The sequence below is a fragment of the Nonomuraea sp. NPDC050202 genome, from assembly GCF_040656115.1.
Classification (GTDB): Bacteria; Actinomycetota; Actinomycetes; order Streptosporangiales; family Streptosporangiaceae; genus Nonomuraea.
Window position 1 is genome coordinate 90,794 of sequence record NZ_JBFALF010000028.1, and the last position, 19,522, is coordinate 110,315.

Annotated in this window: 9 protein-coding genes; 4 read left to right on the forward strand and 5 right to left on the reverse strand. The window is 75.0% G+C overall.

What is annotated here, in order from left to right; all coding sequences use genetic code 11:
* Window positions 1-23: 23 nt before the first annotated feature.
* Window positions 24-422 (forward strand): cupin domain-containing protein, encoded by a 399-nt coding sequence (locus AB0I79_RS45970; RefSeq protein WP_357887484.1) that lies wholly within the window; start codon window positions 24-26, stop codon window positions 420-422.
* A 234-nt stretch (window positions 423-656) separates the two neighbouring features.
* Here AB0I79_RS45970 and AB0I79_RS45975 read toward each other — a convergent pair whose 3' ends face one another.
* Window positions 657-986 (reverse strand): helix-turn-helix transcriptional regulator, encoded by a 330-nt coding sequence (locus tag AB0I79_RS45975; RefSeq protein WP_357887487.1) that lies wholly within the window; start codon window positions 984-986, stop codon window positions 657-659.
* A 300-nt stretch (window positions 987-1,286) separates the two neighbouring features.
* Window positions 1,287-1,985, reverse strand: a complete 699-nt coding sequence (locus AB0I79_RS45980; protein ID WP_357887490.1) for a TetR/AcrR family transcriptional regulator — start codon at window positions 1,983-1,985, stop codon at window positions 1,287-1,289.
* Window positions 1,986-2,102: 117 nt separating this feature from the next.
* Between AB0I79_RS45980 and AB0I79_RS45985 the strand changes: the two genes are divergently transcribed.
* From AB0I79_RS45985 to AB0I79_RS45995, 3 genes are all read left to right on the forward strand, one after another.
* Window positions 2,103-2,837, forward strand: a complete 735-nt coding sequence (locus AB0I79_RS45985) for an SDR family oxidoreductase (RefSeq protein WP_357887493.1) — start codon at window positions 2,103-2,105, stop codon at window positions 2,835-2,837.
* 225 nt (window positions 2,838-3,062) lie between these two features.
* The gene (locus AB0I79_RS45990; protein ID WP_357887496.1) at window positions 3,063-4,199 is read left to right on the forward strand and encodes a PQQ-dependent sugar dehydrogenase; all 1,137 of its coding nucleotides are present in this window, start codon (window positions 3,063-3,065) and stop codon (window positions 4,197-4,199) included.
* A 279-nt stretch (window positions 4,200-4,478) separates the two neighbouring features.
* Window positions 4,479-4,697 carry a hypothetical protein gene (locus tag AB0I79_RS45995; RefSeq protein ID WP_357887499.1) on the forward strand — a complete coding sequence of 73 codons (219 nt, stop codon included), beginning with the start codon at window positions 4,479-4,481 and terminating at the stop codon, window positions 4,695-4,697.
* A gap of 236 nt (window positions 4,698-4,933) precedes the next feature.
* Here AB0I79_RS45995 and AB0I79_RS46000 read toward each other — a convergent pair whose 3' ends face one another.
* Genes AB0I79_RS46000 through AB0I79_RS46010 form a run of 3 tightly spaced genes read right to left on the reverse strand, consistent with a single transcriptional unit; the run spans window position 4,934 to window position 18,959 of the window.
* Entirely contained in the window at window positions 4,934-5,956 is a 1,023-nt protein-coding gene (locus AB0I79_RS46000) for a pyridoxal-phosphate dependent enzyme (RefSeq protein WP_357887501.1), read from the reverse strand.
* Window positions 5,953-14,166, reverse strand: a complete 8,214-nt coding sequence (locus tag AB0I79_RS46005; RefSeq protein WP_357887504.1) for an amino acid adenylation domain-containing protein — start codon at window positions 14,164-14,166, stop codon at window positions 5,953-5,955. The genes AB0I79_RS46000 and AB0I79_RS46005 overlap by 4 nt, the downstream gene beginning before the upstream one ends.
* Window positions 14,163-18,959 (reverse strand): amino acid adenylation domain-containing protein, encoded by a 4,797-nt coding sequence (locus tag AB0I79_RS46010; protein WP_357887507.1) that lies wholly within the window; start codon window positions 18,957-18,959, stop codon window positions 14,163-14,165. Before AB0I79_RS46010 ends, AB0I79_RS46005 begins: the two co-directional genes overlap by 4 nt.
* Between the last annotated feature and the right edge of the window lie 563 nt (window positions 18,960-19,522).

Below are 19,522 nucleotides of genomic sequence, written 5' to 3' on the forward strand. Positions count from 1 at the left end.
TGGATCTGACGGAGGGGGACGTCATGATCGAGGTCAAGAGCATCGACAAGCCCGACGAGCGCCGCGACTTTCCCAGGGGGCACCTGGAGGTGTGCAACCTGTCCGGGCTGAGTTTCGGCGTGGCCACGTTCGAGCCCGGCTGGCGCTGGTCGGAGTCGGTCAAGCCCATCGCCGGCACGGACTCGTGCGAGGTCCACCACAACGGGTTCGTGGTCCAGGGCCGGCTGCGCATCCGGATGAACGACGGCACCGAGGCCGAGATCGGCCCGGGAGAGATCTTCGTCTGCCCGCCAGGACACGACGCCTGGGTGGAGGGCGACGAGCAGGTGGTCCTCTACGACTTCGCCGGCGGAGCGGCCGAGTACGCCAAGGCCCGCACGTCCGGCGCTGCCGCGAGCGGGTACGGCCCGGACGGATCGTAGGTCGTTGAGGTCGGTCACGCGCTGGGCGGGCTGAGTTGCGGGGCCCGAGCGTGGAGCACGAATCGCTGCCCGGCGAGGCGGTCGCCCGGATCCATCACCAGGTTGCGAGCCCGCTGCACCGTCCGTGCCCCGGCCGGGGCGCGCAGGGGGCGGCCGATCAGGCAAGTCGGCGTTGAGCCGGGGTCTCATGCCTTGACGGCGGTGCCGGGCGTGGTCACGGTGACCGCGGGCGGCTCACGGTTCGTCGTCCAAGACGCGGGCTCGTTCCGGGCGGATGCCGTGAGTGAGGGTCACCGCGGACTGATCTCCGGTCATCTTGTGGGCGGTCGTTTCGGCGTACGGCTCGATCAGGTTGGCCGGGGTGCAGTCGAAGATGTCGCAGAGTGCGATGAGCGTGCGCAACGACAGGCGTTCGGGTTTGTTGGCGACCAGCCGGTAGACCTGGGCCGGAGACAGACTCACACCGCGCTCGCGCAGCAGCGGGATCAGGTCGGTCGTCTTCCATATCTCGTGGGCGGCCATGATCTGTCGAAGGCGCCAGTGGAAGTTCAGGCGTCTGGTCACGGTGTGCCTCCCTGCCCCGGACGGTTCGGGGCGCGGCCGGTGGTGCGGTTGTCGACGCAGTTGAGTGCCCGACCTGGTGCCGGACGAATAACAGATCGGAACCGCCCTCAACGAGGTGGGTGACGGAGGTGCGCCGCAGGCGATGCAGATCGGCCGCGTCCCGCATCCCGTCGAAGCCTCCCCTGGTACATGGGGCGCCAGTGTCGTCGTCAACCCCCTCTGCCTTCGCTGACGACGGGAAGCTCGCGCGCCTGACCGCGCGGGGCGGGTTCGAGGGGGCGGAGCCGGGTGTGCGGCGCGTCATCCGTCGATGATCCGGTCGAGCCAGTCACCCAGTAGCCGTCCTTCGGCAGCGCTGAGGACCGTCAGGTCCGCGAGGGCGGCCTTCAGGGTGATGGCGCCGGCCACGACGTCGTCCCCGGCACGCCTGGAGCCGTTCGGGGCGGGATCGGTGATCGCGGCGATGACCGCCTCACGGACGATCCGGGCGGCGTCCATGTCGCGTTCCGCCTCCGGTGCGGCGATCAGCGCCAGCGTGGTGCCACGGCCGGCCGCGTGGATCGCGCGCGCCGCCCGCTCCTCCGGCACGCGGAGCCGGCCGGCCAGGGCGACACGGTGCACCAGCCCGGCGAGGATCTCCGCGGCCTGCTTCGCCGCGTCGGCTCCGGCGCCCGGCCGCGGGCTGCCGTAGATCAGTGCGTACAGAGCGGGCTCGGCGAGGCCGAAGCCGATGTGCAGGTCCCAGCCGCGCCGCAGGTCCTCCACGGGGTCGCCGCTGGGCGTCATGCCCCGCTTCTCGGCGAGGTAGGACATGAGCCCTCGGCCGGCTACGGCGTCCAGCAGACCCTGCTTGTCACCGAACAGCCGGTACAGGATCGGTGCCTGGACTCCGGCGGCCTGGCAGACCGCCCTGGTCGAGACCGCGTCCGTTCCCTCACGTGTCAGCAGGTCCGCTGCGACGCCGAGGATCGCTTCCCGCGTGTCGTTCGCGCTGGTCATGTATCGATGCTAACAGGGGGATGCTCTTATCGCTAACATTATCGCTAGCTTTCTCTTGTTAGCGGTGTGGTATCGATGTTAACTTCTATGCGTTAGCAGTTGAACGAGGAGGCCTTCATGGGTACCGCATCGCGCATCGCCATCGTCACCGGAGGCTCGCGGGGGATCGGCCGCGCCGTCGCCTCCCGGCTGGCCGCCGCGGGCCAGGATGTCGCCGTCGTGTACGCGTCCGACGCCAAGGAGGCGGACGTCGCCGTCGGCGAGATCGAGGCGGCCGGCGCCCGCGGGATCGCGCTGCGGGCCGACGTGGCCGACGAGGTCGAGGTCGCCGCCGCGTTCGACACCGTCGAGCAGCGCCTCGGCCCCGTCGACGTCGTGGTCAACGCGGCCGGTGTGATGGCGCTGCGGCCGGTCCGCGACCTGGACCTGGCCGAGCTCGACCGGCAGCTGCGCGTCAACGTGCGGGGCACGTTCGTCATGGCCAGGGAGGCCGCGCGCCGGATTCGGCCGGGTGGCGCCATCGTCGCCTTCTCCACCAGCGTCACCCGCCTGCACCTGCCGGCCTACGGCGCGTATGCCGCGAGCAAGGGGGCGGTGGAGGCCCTCGTCCCGATCCTCGCCAAGGAACTGGGCGGGCGCGACATCACGGTCAACGCGGTGGCGCCGGGTCCGACGGCCACGGAGCTGTTCTTCGACGGCAAGTCACAGCAGGACATCGACCGGATCGCCGGCCTCAGCCCGATGAACCGGCTCGGCACCCCGCAGGACATCGCGGAGGTCGTCGCCTTCCTGGCCGGCCCCGGCCGCTGGGTCAACGGTCAGACCGTCTTCGCCAACGGCGCAGCCGCCTGACCCCGCACTCGACAACATGCTCGCCCGGTTCGTGGGCCCGGTCGCCTTCTCCGCCGCGGAACCCGAGCACGCGCTCCCGGGCTGCTCACCCTGATCGCCGGCAGCGCCCTCGGCGCCTTCGCCTGCCAGCGGCTGCAGCACCGGTTCGCCACGTGGCAGCACGAGCGGGGGCGCCAGGCCGTTCCCCGCCCGGCGCGCCCGAACGACACAAAGGACGGATCAGCCATGCTTCTCATCTCCCGCACCGGCCATCGCCTCAGCGCCGTCGCCGCTCTCCTCTGCGTCATGGTCGCGCTACCGGGATGCGCGGCACCGGAGCCCCGCGCGACAGCCGCGCCCCGCGCGACGCAGGACCTCACGCGTGGCCTGGTCCCCGGACAGGTCACCGAGATCGCTCGCGGCCTGGCCATGCCGTGGGGCCTGACGTTCCTGCCTGACGGCTCCGCCCTGGTGTCCGAGCGGTCGTCGGCACGGATCCTGCGCATCCGGCAGGGCGGCGATCCCGAGCCGATCGGCACGGTGCCCGGAGTCGAAGTGAGCGCCGAAGGCGGCCTGCTCGGACTTGCCGTCTCACCGACTTTCGACAGGGACCACACCGTCTACGCGTACGTGTCGGCCTCGCCCACCAACCGCGTCGTGGCGCTGCGCCTGGCTCCCGGCCTGCGTTCCCTGCGCCAGGACCGGGTGGTGCTCGATGGCATCGAAACCGCCGACCGCCATCACGGCGGGCGTCTGCGCTTCGGGCCGGACGGCAACCTCTGGATAGGCACCGGCGACGCCTTCTCGCCCGGGAACGCGGCCGACGACGCGTCACTGAACGGCAAGATCCTGCGTATCCGCCCCGACGGATCCGTACCGCCGGACAACCCCTCGGGAACCGCCGTCTACTCCAGCGGCCACCGCAACGTGCAGGGCATCGCGTTCGGGCCCGACGGCACCGCCTACGCATCCGAACTCGGCCACCGTACCTGGGACGAGCTGAACGTCCTGCGCCCGGGACGCGACTACGGATGGCCCGAATCCGAAGGCCGCGACGGCTCGCACGGCGAACGCCCGATCTTCACCGTCCATCCCGACGACGCCTCGCCGTCCGGCATCGCCGTCGCGGGCGGGGCCGTCTGGATGGGCGCGCTCGGCGGACAGCGGCTCTGGCGCCTGCCCGTCAACGGCCCCCGGGCGGACGGCGACCCCGTCGCCTACTTCGTCCAGCGGTACGGACGGATCCGCACGGTGGAGCCGGCACCCGACGGCTCCCTGTGGATCACGACCTCCAACACCGACGGAGCAACGTGGGGCGGCACCGCCGCCCGCCCCGGCGACGATCGGATCCTGCGCGTCGACCTCGTCCGCCCCGGCTCCTGACCGCCGGCGGCGGCACCCTGGTCACCTATGACGCCCCGCCTGCAACTGATTCCGAAGACGAACTCCGCCTCCTCGCCGGCCGGGCCACCACGCTCGGCCACGACACCGCCCCCCACGCGCCGAACGCACCCGGCGGCGTCGTCAGGGTCCAGGACCGAACGGCAAGGATCGGCCGGATGCCGGCGGCGGGCGAACTGGATACCGAGCAGGCCGTTGAGGATGGCAGGTCTCGGCAGACGGTGGGATCGTGTAGGGCAAGGCGACCTGCTGGAGGAGATCGTGGAACACCCCGAGCTGAACACGGACATGATCCTCGCCGCCGTCCGGGACCACGGGTTCGCAGCCTACGACGTCCTGGTCAAGGAGTTCCCGTCAGACTTGGTGGTCGAAGAGTTCACGAAAGCGGCCAGGTTGGGCTTCACCAGCTTCGGCGTAGGAGTACACCTGGCGTCGCTGACGGACAAGGGACGCAAGCGCCTCGACTCCCTCGCGACATAGTCTGCGGAGTGACCGGCGTGCCGGTGCGGGTGCTGGACGCACTTCACGCAGATCGGCACGGACCCCGTCAGGCCACACGTCAGCGCCATCGTGGCTGCTTCTGACGCGGTACGGGCCGGGCTGGCCGGCCTGCTCCGGCCGGTCGGCGGGCGACCCCCCACTTCCCCGAATGACCATCGAGCCGTGCACCGGCCCTGGGACCAGACCTGTGGGGTCCCAGGGCTACGGTGAAGAGATCACGTGCTCCGCACCAGCGGCTCCTCCCTGGTCTCCGTGCCGATCGCGACGTTGCCGCCGGAGAGGAGCGCGACTACGGGCCCCGGCGGCAGGTGCGCCTGGTGGGTGAGGTAGGCGGCCGTGGCCACCGCGCCGCTGGGTTCGGCGCGTTCCCCCAGCTCCCGCCAGAGCAGGCCGGCGGCGGCGTCGATGGCGTCCTCGGTCACGGTCACCATGTCGTCCACGTACCGATGGATGTGCTCCCACGCCAGCGCGCCCAGCACCGGCGCGCGCAGCCCGTCGGCTCGCGTGCGGTAGGTCAGCTCCACCGGCCACGCCGTCCGCGTGCCCGACCGGAAGCTGGCCGCCCCGTCGGCGGCCAGCTCGGGCTCGACGCCGATCACCCGGATCGCCGGGTCGGCAGCCTTGACCGCCACCGCGATCCCGGCCAGCAGGCCGCCGTTGCAGACGGGCACCAGGACGGCCCCCGCGTCCGGCAGGTCCAGGCAGATCTCGGTCCCGGCGCTGCCGTGCCCGGCGATGACGTCGAACGCGTCGGAGCCGACCACCGTCGCGCCGAACCGGTCGGCCAGCGCCAGGCATGCCTCCTCCCGCAGGGCGGGCGGCACGATCACCACCTCGGCGCCGAGCCGGCGCGCGGCGCGCACCTTCAGCTCCGGCGCCGTGTCCGGCAGGACGACGGTCGCCCGCACCCCCTGTTCGGCGGCGGCGTAGGCGATGGCCTGGGCGTGGTTGCCCGACGACTGCGCGATCACGTGCCGGACGCCGCGCCCGGCCAGCCGGCCCACGGCGTTGACCGCGCCGCGCACCTTGAACGAGCGGGTGGGCTGCCGGTTCTCCGGCTTGACCCAGACCCGTTCGCCGGGCAGCCGCAGCAGCGGCGTGCGCCGCACGTACGGCGCGATGCGGTCACCGGCCGCCCGGATGTCGGCCGCGGTGACGAGCCTCGTGCGTGCCGCGTCTTCCGGGTTCGTGCGTGCCGCGTCTTCCGGGCTCGTGGATGCCGCGCCTTCCGCGTTCATGCGCTCAGCACCCTCTCCTGGATGGCGTCCAGGTCGGCCGCGGCCTCCGACGGCGGCGCGGCGTCGGGAACGAGGTCCTCCAGGTGATGCAGCGGCCGGTGCCACAGCCCCAGCAGCCCCCACACCACCAGGAACACGCCGCTGGCGAGCAGCACCGCCCCCGCGCCCCCGCCGGGCCCGCCGGCGAACCGTCCGGCCCACTCCGCCAGCGGCCCGGCGGCGAGGAAGCCGAGCGGCTGCATGGCCGTGGCGATCATGATGTTCACCGCCAGCACCCGCCCCTGCAGCTCCGGCCCCACCTTGACCTGGATGATCGACAGCCAGTGCGCGTTGCCGATGCTCATGCACGCCAGCCGGACGAACAACCCGGCCGCGACCAGCCACACGACCGGCCACACGCCCATCAGCACCACGCCGAGCCCGGACCCGACCACGAAGCCGATCATCCCGGTGGCCCGCCGCCGGGTGCCGCCCCACACCAGCACCACGCCGGTGCCCACGGCCGCGCCGACGCCGCCGATCGCGGTCACCGCGCCCAGGTCCGCCGAGGTGCCGATGGCCAGCACGACCGGGGTGACGAGCACCCACATCAGCGCGGTGCAGAAGTTCACCACCGCGAAGTAGAGCGCCATCACCAGCAGCGGCCGCCGCCTGCGCAGGAACCGCCACCCGCCGGTGAGCGCCGCCGTGAACGTCTCCTCGCGCCGGTGGAACAGCCGGTCGGGGAAGCGCACCAGCAGCAGCGTCAGCACGCCGACCGCGAACGTGGCCACGTCCACGGCCACCACCGCCGACAACCCGAACAGGCCGATCAGCGCGCCGCCCGCGAGCGGCGCGACCACGTTGCCCGCCCCGAAGCCCACGTTCGCCAGCGCGTTGGCCTGCGGCAGGTACGGTTTCGGCACCAGCTGCGCGATCGCCGCCAGCCACGCGGGCTGCTGGAACGCCGACACGACCGAGGTCACCCCCACGATGAGGCAGACGTTCCAGAACGCCAGCCGCCCGGTGGTCAGCAGCAGCACCAGCGCCACCATGGCCAGCCCGGACAGCGCGTCGCAGGCCAGCATGATCTTGCGCCGGTCCACCCGGTCGGCCAGCGCGCCGCCCAGCGGGGTGAGCAGCACGGCCGGGATCTGCGCCAGCATCGTGACGAGCGCCAGATCCAGGATCTCGCCGCTGCGCTGGTAGGCCCACACGCCGAGCGCGAACGAGCTCAGCGCCGTGCCCAGCGCCGAGACGATCTGCCCGGCCGCCACCGTGTAGAAGGGCCGCAACCCGACGCGTTCGGGCGGGCGCACCGGATCGGGCAGCGTTCCGGCCGCCCAGCGGGTCAGGTGCTCCAGCACCAGGGCGGCCAGCGGCTCCGCCTGGTGGCGCAGGAAGTAGTGGCCGGCCCTGGGCAGCACGGCCCGCTCCACCCGTTGGGCGAACGCCGCCCACTCGGTGTAGCGCTCCTCGTGCAGCTCGGTGGCGCGGTCGCGTTCCCCGACCAGGCTCAGGACCGGGGCGCGCAGCGGCGCCCCCTCGCCGGCCAGCTCGCGGCCGAACCACTCCTGCGCCTGGTGGGCGTCATGCCGCATGGCGCGCACGGCGGTGCGCTTGGCGGCCTCGTCCATGTCGTCGAGCAGCCCGCCGGAGGCACGCAACGCGTCGCGGAACATCCGGTCGGACACCCAGCGGTCGCCGCCGAACAGCCGCCTGACCAGCCCGGGCAGCCGGGCCGCCGGGAAGCTCGCGGCGGCGATCACGCCCAGCACGGGCACGCCGTCCGCCTCCAGCCGGCGCGCCAGCGCGACGGCGGGCGCGGAGCCCACGCAGTGGCCGTAGATCGCGACCGGGCCCGACGCGGTCGCGGCCACCTCGGCGGCCAGCACGTCCACCAGCTCCTCCAGCGGCAGCGGCGGCTCGTCCGGGCGGGCGGGGTCGTGACCGGGCAGCTCGGCCGAGAGCACCTCCACCCGGTCGCCCAGCGCCCGGGCCAGCGGCTGGTACACCGCCGCCGACCCGCCGCCGTACGGCACGCACACCAGCGTGAACTCGCTGGCCCGGCCGCCGCCCAGGCGGTGCAGCAGCCCGCCGCCGTCCTCGCGGCCCAGGAACGCGGCCAGCTCGGCCACGGCGGGCCGGGTGAACAGGTCGATCACCCGCAGCCCGCGGCCGATCTCCTTGACCGCGCGCACCGCGGCGAACGAGTCGCCGCCGAGGGCGAAGAAGTCGTCGCCCGCCCCCACCCGCTCCACGCCGAGCACCCGGGCGAAGGCCCCGGCGACCAGCTCCTCGTTCGGCGTCGCGGGCGGCGCGTACGCGGCCTGCTCCGCCACCGGCTCGGGCAGGGCGGCGCGGTCGATCTTCCCGTTCGGGTTGAGGGGGAGCCGGTCGAGGGGCACGACATGCGTCGGCACCATGTAGTCGGGCAGCCGCTCACGCAGCGCCGAGCGCACGATCGCGGCCTCCACGGTCGCGGGCGTCACCCACGCGGCGAGCTGCCTGGCCTTCCCCTCGCCGACGGGCAGCACCACGGCCTCGGCGACCTGGGGCAGCGCCCGCAGCGCGGTCGTGACCTCGCCCAGCTCCACGCGGTAGCCGCGCACCTTGACCTGGTCGTCCACCCGGCCGCGGAACTCGATCCGCCCGTCGGAGGTGACGCGCAGCAGGTCGCCGCTGCGGTAGCAGCGTCCCTGCCCGGTCAGCGGGTCGGGGACGAACCGCTCGGCGGTCAGCTCGGGCCGGCCGATGTAGCCGCGGGTGACCCCGGGGCCGCCGACCACCAGCTCGCCGGGCACGCCGGGCGGCACCGGCCGCAGGGCGGCGTCCACCAGGTGCCCGTACACGCCGGGCAGCGGACGGCCCAGCGGCACGATGCCGGTCCGCCGGTCGGCGGGGATCTCCTCGGTGTCGCACACCAGGCAGATCATCGTGGACTCGGTGTGGCCGTAGTGGCTCTGGATCCTGAGCCCCGGCCGGGCGGCCCGGGCCCGCTCCACCAGGTCCCACGGGCACGCCTCGCCCGCCAGGATCAGCAGCTCGCGCGGCAGCACGGCCGCCAGGTCGCCGCCCGAGGCGAGCAGCTCCAGGTGGCTCGGCACGCACTTGACGACGTCCACCCGGTGCTCGGCCAGGTAACCGGCGAACGCGGCCGGGTCCATCGCGGTCTCGCGCGGCACCAGGTGCACCGTCCCGCCCGTGGTCAGCGCGCCGAACACGCAGGTCAGGCCGAAGTCGGCGGCGGGCGTGGAGACCACCGCGAACGACCCGCCGGGCACGCCGATGCGCGGCAGCATGCCGCCCAGGTAGTTCAGGACGCCGCCGTGCTCGGCGGCCACCGCCTTGGGCGTGCCGGTGGACCCCGACGTGAAGATCACGTGGTGCAGGTGCCCGGGCCGCACGTCGACCTCGGGGCGGGTGTCCGGCAGGGACGGCGGCCGGTCGAGCGCCAGCACCCGCCTGCCGTCCCCGATCAGGGACGCGAACTCGCTCACCGTCACCACGGCCCGCACCCCGGCGGCATCCAGCATCGCGGCGATCCGTGCCGCCGGGTACGCCGGGTCCATCGGCAGGTAGCCGCCGCCCGACTTCTGGATGCCGAACAACGCGCACGCCAGATCCGCGCCCGGCTCCAGCAGCACGCCGACCGGCTCGTCGGCGCCCACCCCGGCCTCCAGCAGCCAGTGCGCGATCCGGTTCGCGGCCGCCTCCAGCTCCGCGTAGGTCAGGGCGCGGTCGGCGCCCACCACGGCCCGCGCGCCGGGAGTCTCGTCCACCCAGCGCTCGATCAGGTGGTGCACCGCCCCGGCGGGCGGCTCGGGTGGCGGCCCGCCGGCCACGGCCGGGCCGGTCACCGGCTCCAGCGGCACCGCGCCCACCGGCGTGTCCAGGTCGGCGAGCAGCCCGTCGAGCAGGGCCGCGTACCAGCGGGTCAGCCTGGCCGCGGTGCCCGGCTCGAACAGGTCGGTCCGGTAGGCGAGCCCGCCGCGCAGCGGCGCGCCCGGCCCCTCGTCGACGACGTGCCAGCTCAGGTCGAACTTGGTGGTCAGCTCCGGAAGGTGGATCTCGGACGCCTCCAGGCCGGGCAACTCCGGCCCGGCCACGCCGGGGATGTAGTTGAGCATCACCTGGAACAGCGGTGTGGCCGCCAGGTTCCGCTCCGGCCGAAGCCGGTCCACCACCCGGTCGAACGGCGTGCCCGCGTGCGCGAGCGCGCCCAGCGCGGACTCCCGCGCGCGGGCCAGCAGGTCGCGCCCGGTCGGGTCGCCGCCCACGTCGGTCCGCACGACCACGGTGTTGAGGAAGCAGCCCACCACGCCTTCGGTGTCCGGGTGGTCGCGGCCGGAGACGGGCACGCCGACCGCGATGTCCGCGCTCGCCGACAGCCGGGCCAGCAGCGCCTGCAGCCCGGCCAGCAGCACGATGAACGGCGTGGACCGGTAGGCGGCGGCCACCTCCCTGACCCGCTCGCTCAGCCCGGCCGGCAGCTCCAGGTCGAGCGCGGCCCCGCCCGGGTCGGGCACCGCGGGGCGCGGCCGGTCCGTGGGCAGGTCGAGCACCGGCGGCAGGCCGTCCAGGTGCCCGGCCCACCAGTCCAGGTCGGCGGGGTCGGGGACCGGCGACACCTCGGCGTACTGCGCCGGCGGCGGGTCGAGCGGCGGGCGCAGGCCGAGGCGGGCGGCGTACAGGCCGGACAGCTCCGACAGCAGCAGCCCCCGCGTCCACGCGTCGGTGGCGATGTGGTGGAAGGTGAGCGAGAGCACGTGCTCCCGCTCACCTTCCACGCCGCCGTCGTCCACGGCGAGCAGCACCGCCCGCATCGGCGGCTCGCGGTCCAGCGCGAACGGCGTCGCCAGGTGCGCGGCCAGCACGTCCTCGACCTGCGGCCGGGCCACGCGCGCGGTGGACACGGGCACCTCACCGGCGTCCCGTACCACCATCACCGGCTCGGGGCCGGAGTCGTCGACCACGCCGCGCAGCACGTGGTGCCGCTCGGCCAGGTCACGCACCGCGCCCAGCAGCGCCTCCGCCCGCAGCGGGCCGCGCAGCCGCAGCGCCACCGGCACGTTGTAGGCGCTGCTGCCCGGTTCGAGCTGCGCCAGGAACCAGAGCCTGGCCTGCACCCCGGACAGCGGCACCGGCCCGTCCGCCGGCGCGCGCCGCACGCGCGCGGCGGCGGCCGGGCGGGGGAGCGCGGCGGCCAGGTCGGCCAGCACCGGGTGCTCGAACAGCAGCCGCACCGGCACCGCCGCGCCCAGCCGCTCCCGCAGCCGCCCGGCCACCCTGGTCGCCGCGAACGAGTGCCCGCCGAGGGCGAAGAAGTCGTCGTCCGCCCACACCTCCGCGAGCCCGAGCACGTCGGCCCAGACCTCGCCCACCAGGCGCTCCCCGGGAGTTCCCAGCGGCACCCGCACCGCGGGTCCAGCCTCGGGCTCGGGCAGCGCCGCCCGGTCCACCTTGCCGTTCGGCGTGAGCGGCAACGCCTCCAGCACGCCGATCGCGGCCGGCACCATGTAGTCGGGCAGCCGCTCGCGCAGCGCCGCCCGCACCTGGGCCACGTCCACCGTCACGTCCCCGGCCGCCGGCGTCACCCAGGCGGCCACACGCCGCTCCAGACCGGCGCCGACCGGCTGTACGTACGCCTCCGCGACCTGCGGCAGGGCCCGTAACGCCGCGGCCACCTCGCCCGGCTCGACGCGGAAGCCGCGCACCTTCACCTGGTCGTCGATCCGCCCCAGGAACTCGATCAGCCCGTCCCCGGTCACCCGGACCCGGTCGCCGGTGCGGTACCAGCCGCCCGTGAAGCGCTCCGCGGTGAGGCCGGGGCGGCCCAGGTAGCCGCGGGCCACGCTGGGCCCGCCGATCCACAGCTCCCCGGGCACGCCGGGCGGCAGCGCCCGCCCGGAGGGGTCGGCCACCCGGCACACCACGTCGGCCAGCGGCCGGCCCAGCGGGGCCCGGCCCGGGCCCAGTTCGGCCAGAGCATCGCCCGCGTCGCAGGCCAGCACCGACACCGTGGTCTCCGTGGGGCCGTAGTGGATCTGCACCTCCAGGTCCGGCCGGGCCTGCCGGACCCGCGCCACCAGGTCCGCCGGCACCGCCTCACCGGCCAGGATCAGCAGCTTCCCGGGTAACGCGGCCGTGCCGAGGAGCTCGAGCTGGCTGGGCACCATCTTGATCGCGTCCACCGGGTGCGCCGCCAGATGGGCGGCGAACGCGGCCGGGTCGGTGGCCGTCTCGTGATCGATCAGATGGAGGGTGGCGCCGGTGGCCAGCGCGCACCACACGTTCGTCATGCCCAGGTCGGCGGCGGCGGTGGAGACCAGCGCGAACGAGGTCATCCCCGCGGGTATGACCTCGGCCACCGCGCCGAGGTAGTGCGTGATGTGCCGGTGCTCGACCGCGACGCCCTTCGGCCGCCCGGTCGAGCCCGACGTGTAGATCACGTACGCCAGGTGCTCCGGCCGCACGGCCACGCCGGGGCGTTCGCCGGACGCCCCCGCCGCGGCGGCGAGCTCGGCGTCCGTGAGCACGATCCGCGCTCCGGCGTCGGCCACCACCGCCCGGTTGCGCCGCTCCGGGTAGACCGGGTCGAGCGGCAGGTAGGCCGCGCCCGCCTTGAGCACGCCGAGCATGGCGACCACCAGCTCGGGCCGCCGCTCCAGCAGCACGCCGACCGGCTCCTCCGGCCGCACCCCGCTCGCCAGCAGCCAGTGGGCCACCTGGTTGGCGCGGCGGTCCAGCTCCGCGTAGCTGAGCGAGCCGACCGCGACCGCGTCCGGGCGGGCGTCGGTCACCCGCTCGACCAGCGTGTGCAGCGGCACGTCCACGGGCAGGTCCGCGCCCGGGCCGCGCAGGTCGTCGCCGGCCGGCAGCCGCACCGGCGCGTCCGGGTCGGTGAGCATGCCGTCCAGCAGCTCCAGGTACCAGCCGGCGAGCCGCCGCACGGTGGCCTCGTCGAACAGGTCCGTGCGGTAACGCAGCTCGCCCGAGAACCGGGTGCCGTCGTCGCCGAGCTCCAGGTTCAGGTCGAACTTGGCGGTCGGCGCGGGCGGCGACCCGGCCACGACCTCCAGCCCGGGCAGCGACACCGGCGCGCCGGTGTCGTAGACGTTGAGCATCACCTGGAACAGCGGCGTGACCGCGAGGTTCCGCTCCGGCTGCAGGCGCTCCACCACCCGCTCGAACGGCGTGCCGGCGTGCGCGAACGCGTCCAGCGCCGCCGCGCGCGTCCGCGCCAGCAGCTCCGCGCCGGTCGGGTCGCCCGAGGTGTCGCCGCGCACCACCAGGGTGTTGATGAAACAGCCGACGACCCGCTCGGCGTCGGGGTGGTGGCGGCCCGCGTGCGGCACTCCGACGGCGATGTCGTCGACGCCGGACAGGCGGCTCAGCAACGCCTGCAGCCCGGCCAGGAACACCATGAACGGCGACGTCCCCGCCACCGCGCGCACCTTCGCCGACAGCCGCTCGGGCACCTCCACCGCGACCGCCGCCCCCTCCCACGTGGGCACGGGCGGGCGCGGGCGGGCGAGCGGCAGGTCGAGCACCGGCGGCAGGCCCGCCAGGTGCCCGGCCCACCAGTCGAGGTCAGCGTCCGGCCGCCCGGCCTCCCACGCGGCCACGTCCGCGTACTGCAGGGCCGGGGGAGCGGGGGGCGGCTCCAGGCCGAGGCGGGCGGCGTACAGGCGGGCGAGATCGTCCAGCAGCACGCGTTCGGACCAGGCGTCGGTGGCGATGTGGTGCAGGGTGAGCGCGAGCACGCACTCGTCGTCGCCGAGCCGGAACACCGTGGCCCGCAGGGGCGGCTCGGCGTCCAGCCGGAACGGCCGCCAGGCGTGCCCGGCCAGCTCCCGCTCCAGCTCCGCCGGGTCTGCCTCCACCAGGTCCACCACGGGCACCGGCACGGCGGCGACGGGCCGCACGCGTCCCTCCCCGATGACGCCGCGCAGGATCCAGTGCCGCTCCGCCAGGTCCGCCACCGCGCCGGTGAGGGCGGCGACGTCCACCGGGCCGCGCAGCCGCAGCGTCAGCGGCACGTTGTAGGCGGGCGTGTCCGGCTCGAGCTGGGCCAGGAACCACAGCCGCTCCTGCGCCGGCGACAGCGGCATGTCCGCGGCCGACGTCGCCGGGATGCCGGGGGCGGCGGCCTCGTCGTTCTGCTTCAGGGCGGCGGCGAGCCTGGACCGGACGAGTTCGGCGATCCGGTCCTCACGTACCTCGGTCATCCCTCGATCCCCTCCATCAGGTCGGCGGCCAGCAGCTCCTCCAGCGCGGCGGCGAAGTCGGCGAGCACCGGGCGGTCGAACAGCAACCGCACGGGCACGGCGACCTGCAACATCTCGCGGAGGCGGCCGGCCACCCTGGTCGCGGCGAACGAGGCTCCCCCGAGGGCGAAGAAGTCGTCGCCGGCCCAGACCTCGGGCCGTTCGAGCACCTCGGCCCAGACGGCGGCCACCAGGCGCTCGGCGTCGGTGGCCGGCGCGACCCGCACCAGGTCCGGTCCGGTGTCCGGCTCGGGCAGCGCGTCACGGTCGAGCTTGCCGCTGGGCAGCGTGGGCAGGGCCGGTAGGGCGACCCAGCGGCGCGGCACCAGGTGGCCGGGCAGCCGGGACCGGGCGTGCCGCTCGATCGCGGCCAGGTCCGCCGTCTCCGGCGCGACGTAGCCGACCAGGTGGGCGTGCGCGTCCGCCCCCGCCACGGTCACCGCGGCGGCTTCGGCGATCTCGCGCAGTACGGCCTCGATCTCGCCCAGCTCGATCCGGTACCCGCGGACCTTCACCTGGTGGTCGCGGCGGCCGTGGAACTCCAGCGTCCCGTCCGGCCGCCACCGCGCCAGGTCACCGGTGCGGTAGCACCGGCCGCCCGGCGTGAAGGGGTCGGCCACGAAGGCGGCCGCGGTCAGGTCCGGCCGGCCCCGGTAGCCGCGGGCCACCCCGGCGCCGCCCAGCAGCAGCTCGCCGACCGCGCCCGGCGGCAGCAGCCGCAGCCGCGCGTCGACCACGTACGCCCGCTCGCCCGGCAGCGGGCACCCGATCGGCACGCGGTCGCCCTCGTGCGCGCGCACCCGGTGCAGCGTCGAGGTGACGGTGGTCTCGGTGGGCCCGTAGGCGTTCCACAACTCGCCCACGCGGAGCAGGATCTGCTCGGCCAGCGCCGGGTCCAGCGCCTCCCCGCCGGCGACGGCGCGCAGCGCCGGGCCGCCCGCCCAGCCGGCCGCGATCAGCATCCGGTACGCGGTCGGCACCAGGTCGATCACCGTGGCCCCGCTCGTGGTGATCAGCTCCGCCAGCGCGTGCCCGTCGGTGGCCGTGGCACGGTCCACCACCACCGACGTGCCGCCGGCGGCCAGGACGCTCCACAGCTCGGAGGCGGAGGCGTCGAAGCTCAGCGGCGCGACCGCGGGCTGCACGTCGGCCGGGCCGAGGCGGAGCGCCGAGATCATCCCGGCCACGAGGGCGGCCAGGCCGCCGTGGGTGACCTCGACCCCCTTGGGGGCGCCGGTGGAGCCGGAGGTGTAGGTGACGTACGCCAGGTCCTCGGAGCGTACCTCCGGCAGGTCCGCGCGCGGGCCTGCCGCGAGCCGATCCGCGTCGAGCGTCACCGGCTCGTCCGCGTGGAGCGTCACCGGCTCGTCCGCGTCGGGGGCCGGCGCTGCTTGGAGTGGCGTTTCGCCGCGTGTGAGCACCACGCGGGCGCCCGCGTCCCCGGCCAGCAGGCGCAGCCGCTCGGCCGGGTGTTCCGGGTCCAGCGGCAGGTACGCCGCCCCCGCCCGCCACACACCCAGCAGCACCGCCGGCAACATCCGGTCCCGCGGCACGCGGACGCCGACCACGTCGCCCCGCGACACCCCGTGCTCCAGCAGCCCGGCCGCGATCCGGTCGGCGCGCTCGTTCAGCTCGGCGTGGCTCAGCGCGGCGCCGTCCGGGCCGACCACCGCCGTGCCCGCCGTGCTCGCCGTCCCCGTCGTGCCTGTCTTGTGCGCCGCGAGCGCCAGCGGCACAGGCGGCAGGTCGTCCGGCAGCCGCGGCCCGGCCGCGCGGGCCAGCAACGCGGCGCGTTCGTCCGGGGTGACCGGCTCGAACGCCGCGATCGCCAGGTCCGGCTCGGCCAGCGCGCGCCGCAGCAGCCACAGCAGCCGGTCCAGGTACGCCCCCGCCGCCTCCCGGCCGAGCAGCGCGACCGCGTACTCCAGGTGCAGCTCGGCCCCGGCGGCCGTGCGGTTGACGAGCACGCTGAACTCGTGCACCGCCGCGCCCGAGCCGACCTCGGTCAGCAGTTCGAGGCAGCCGGCGCGCACCGGCACCTCGGCGTGCTGCATCGCCAGCAGCACCGGGGCGCGGGGCAGGTCGGCGGGCGGGACCTCCTGGTGGACCAGTGCCCGCGTGGTGGCCTCCCCGGCCTGCTTGACCAGGTCGCGGAAGGTCGGCGCGGCGTCCGGCCGCAGCCGCACCGGCACCGTGTCGATCAGCGGCCCGACGACCCGGGCCAGCTCCGGCCTGGCGCGCCGCGCCGCGACCACGCCGACCAGCGTGTCCGGCTCCCCGGAGGCCAGGGCGAGAGCGGCCAGGTACACCGCGAACGGGGTCGCGCCGCACGCGCGGGCCAGCGCGGCCACGCCGTCCGTGAACTCCTCGGGCAGCGGCCTGGTCACCCGGCACGTCGTCAGGTCGCCGGGCGGCGGCCCCGCCACCGGCACCCCCGCCAGCTCGCCGCGCCAGAACTCCCGCAGCCGCGCGAGGTCGGGCCGGTCCTCCTGCTCTCGCACCGCCACGTCGCCGAGCTGCACCGCCGGCTCGGGAACGGGCTCACCCGCCAGCTCGGCGGCCAGCTCGTCCACCAGCACGCCGACCGAACCGCCGTCGAAGGCGAGGTGGTCCGTCACGAGCACCAGCTCGGCCACGTCGTCCCCGACGGGGCACAGGCTCGCGCGGAGCAGCGGCACCTCGTTCGTCACGTCGAACACGTACTCCGCCGCGGCCTGGGCCACCTTCACCGGGTCCGCGCCCGCCGGGTGCTCCACCAGGGGGACGGCGACGGGCGGGTGCACGACGGCGTACGGGACGCCGTCCTCGCCGACGGAGACGGTACTGCGCAGGGCCTCGTGCCGGCGTAAGACCGCGTCCAGCGCCGGGCGCAGCGGCGCGCTCCCGCTCAGGCCGCGCACGCGTAGCCGGACCGACACGGTGGTGACCGGGCTGTGCGGGTGAAGCCGGCGCAACGTCCAGAACTCGCGTTGCGTGGCGGTGAGCGGGTGCCGGGCCCGGCCGGTCCGCCGCACCGGCGCCGATCCCGGCTCACGCAGGCGCGCCGCCAGCCCGGCTGCGGTCGGCTCGGTCAGGAACGCCGCCAGGGGCACGGTGTGCCCGAGCCGCCGTGACAGCTCGGTCACCACCCGGGCGGCGGCCAGCGAGTGCCCGCCCAGGTCGGCGAACCGGTCGTGCACGCCCACCTCCGGCAGGCCCAGCACGTCCGCGATCACCTCGGCCACCTGGCGCTCGTCGTCCGTCCGCGGCGCGACCGGCACCGCGCTTCCCGTCCGGGCGGCGCCCAGCTTGGGCAGGGCCGCGCGGTCCACCTTGCCGGTGGGGCCGATCGGCAGGTCACCCGTTACGCCGATCCTGGCCGGGACCAGGTGGTCGGGCAGGCGGTCACGCAGCCAGTCGCGCAGCTCGGGCTCGGTCACGCCGGAGGCGGCCGCGTGCGCGACGAGGTAGGCGATGCCGTCGTCGTCGGTGTGCGCCAGCACGACGGCGCGGCGCACCGCGGGATGGCGGTCCAGCGCCGACTCGACCTCGCCCAGCTCCACCCGGTAGCCGCGGATCTTGACCTGGTCGTCGGCGCGGCCCACGTAACGCAGCTCGCCGTCCACCCACCGGACCAGGTCGCCGCTGCGGTAGACGCGGGTGCCGTCCGGCTCGGTGCGGAACGCCTGCGACTCGTGGCCCAGGTACCCGCGCGTCACGCCGGGGCCGCCGATCCACAACTCGCCCACCTCTCCGTCCGCGACCGGCCTGCCGGAGGCGTCGCGCACGCTGAGCAGCGCGCCCGCCATCGGCGCGCCCAGCGGCGGGTCGCCCTGGTAGTCGCGGCTCACCTCGAACATGGTGGAGCCGGTGGTGCACTCGGTGGGGCCGTACATGTTGAGCACGCGGCGCACGCCCGGGTTGGCGTACATGCGCGCGACCAGGGCGGAGGTCAGCCGCTCGCCGCCGGACAGCACCATGCGCACGCCGTCCGGCAGCGGCTCGCGCAGCAGCACCGACAGCGCGGACGGGACGCCGAAGACCGTGCGCACCTCGTCGCGGGCCGGCAGCGTCGGCAGCGCCAGCACGTTGTCCGCCATGATCACGGTTCCGCCGGCGGACAGCGGCGTGAAGATCTGCGTGATCGAGGCGTCGAAGCAGATGGAGGAGCCGGCCAGCATGCCGCTCAGCTCCTCGGCGGTGTAGGCGGACGCCTCCCAGCGCACCAGGTTCAGGGCGTTGCGGTGCTCCACGACCACGCCCTTGGGGCGGCCGGTGGAGCCGGAGGTGTAGATGACGTACGCGGCGTCGCCCGGCTCGCCGGGCACCTCGGGCCCGCGCGCGGCGGGCGTCACGTCGTCGACGAGCACGGTGCCGGCGCCGGTCAGCGACGCGGTATCGCGCCGCGCCGCCGAGGTGACCACCGCGCTCACGGCGGCGTCCTCGGCCATGAAGCGTAAGCGCTCCGCCGGGTAGGCCGGGTCCAGCGGCACGTAGGCCGCCCCCGCCTTCAGCACCCCGATCAGCGCGGGCACCAGCCACTCGTCGCGGTCCATGCAGATCCCGGCCAGGTCGCCGCGCCCGACACCCCGCGCGGCCAGGGCGTCGGCGATCCCGTTGGCCCTGCGGTCGAGCTCGGCGTAGGTCAGCCTGCTCGTGCCCGCGACGACGGCGACACGATCGGGCGTCCGCCGGCACTGCGCCTCCAGGGCCTCGTGGAGGCGGCCGGGCGAGTTCGTGAGAGGGCGGTTCGCGCCCGTCACAGTTGTAGTCATGTGTCCTCTTTCCAGCAAAGGTCGAACGTGCCCGGGTGGGCGATCTCGAAGGGGCCCGCTCCCGGGGACGGCAGGCGGGCCCGGGCGAGGTCTTCGCCGGGCGCGCGAGGTCGTGCGGGCGGTTCACCGTCGCGTGGCCGGCGGGTGCGGCGGGGCGCGTGTCTTCTCCTGGCCGCCTGCTCCCTTCGCCGAAGACCATGGACGTCCGCACAGCAGCATCGGCGACGCGGCTTGCCGCTGACTTGGAACCTGCCGTGATCTTGCTTGCAGGAGGGGCGCGTCATCGGCCGATCGGCTCGAGACGGCTCGGAAGGCGGGCAGGGACGGCCCGGCGCGCAGCGTCGACGAACACGCGCAAACCTCCTGGACCGGCGACGGGCGAACTCCGGGCTCCGGACCTGGGCGAGGTGTGCGGCCTCCTCGCCACTACTCCGGGGCGCGAGCCACCATGATCCTCTTCACTGGGGCCGTCCCGCAAACAGGATCGGCGGGGGACTCGATGCACGCTTTCCCGGCGACCCAGGTCTCCACCACCCGTGCGCCGTCATCGAACGGGTCGTCGT

Coding starts and splice junctions, on each gene's coding strand:
- AB0I79_RS45970 (WP_357887484.1), top strand. CDS start 24: ATGATCGAGGTCAAGAGCATCGACAAGCCCGACGAGCGCCGCGACTTT.
- AB0I79_RS45980 (WP_357887490.1), bottom strand. CDS start 1,985: ATGACCAGCGCGAACGACACGCGGGAAGCGATCCTCGGCGTCGCAGCG.
- AB0I79_RS45985 (WP_357887493.1), top strand. CDS start 2,103: ATGGGTACCGCATCGCGCATCGCCATCGTCACCGGAGGCTCGCGGGGG.
- AB0I79_RS45990 (WP_357887496.1), top strand. CDS start 3,063: ATGCTTCTCATCTCCCGCACCGGCCATCGCCTCAGCGCCGTCGCCGCT.
- AB0I79_RS46000 (WP_357887501.1), bottom strand. CDS start 5,956: ATGAACGCGGAAGGCGCGGCATCCACGAGCCCGGAAGACGCGGCACGC.
- AB0I79_RS46005 (WP_357887504.1), bottom strand. CDS start 14,166: ATGACCGAGGTACGTGAGGACCGGATCGCCGAACTCGTCCGGTCCAGG.
- AB0I79_RS46010 (WP_357887507.1), bottom strand. CDS start 18,959: ATGACTACAACTGTGACGGGCGCGAACCGCCCTCTCACGAACTCGCCC.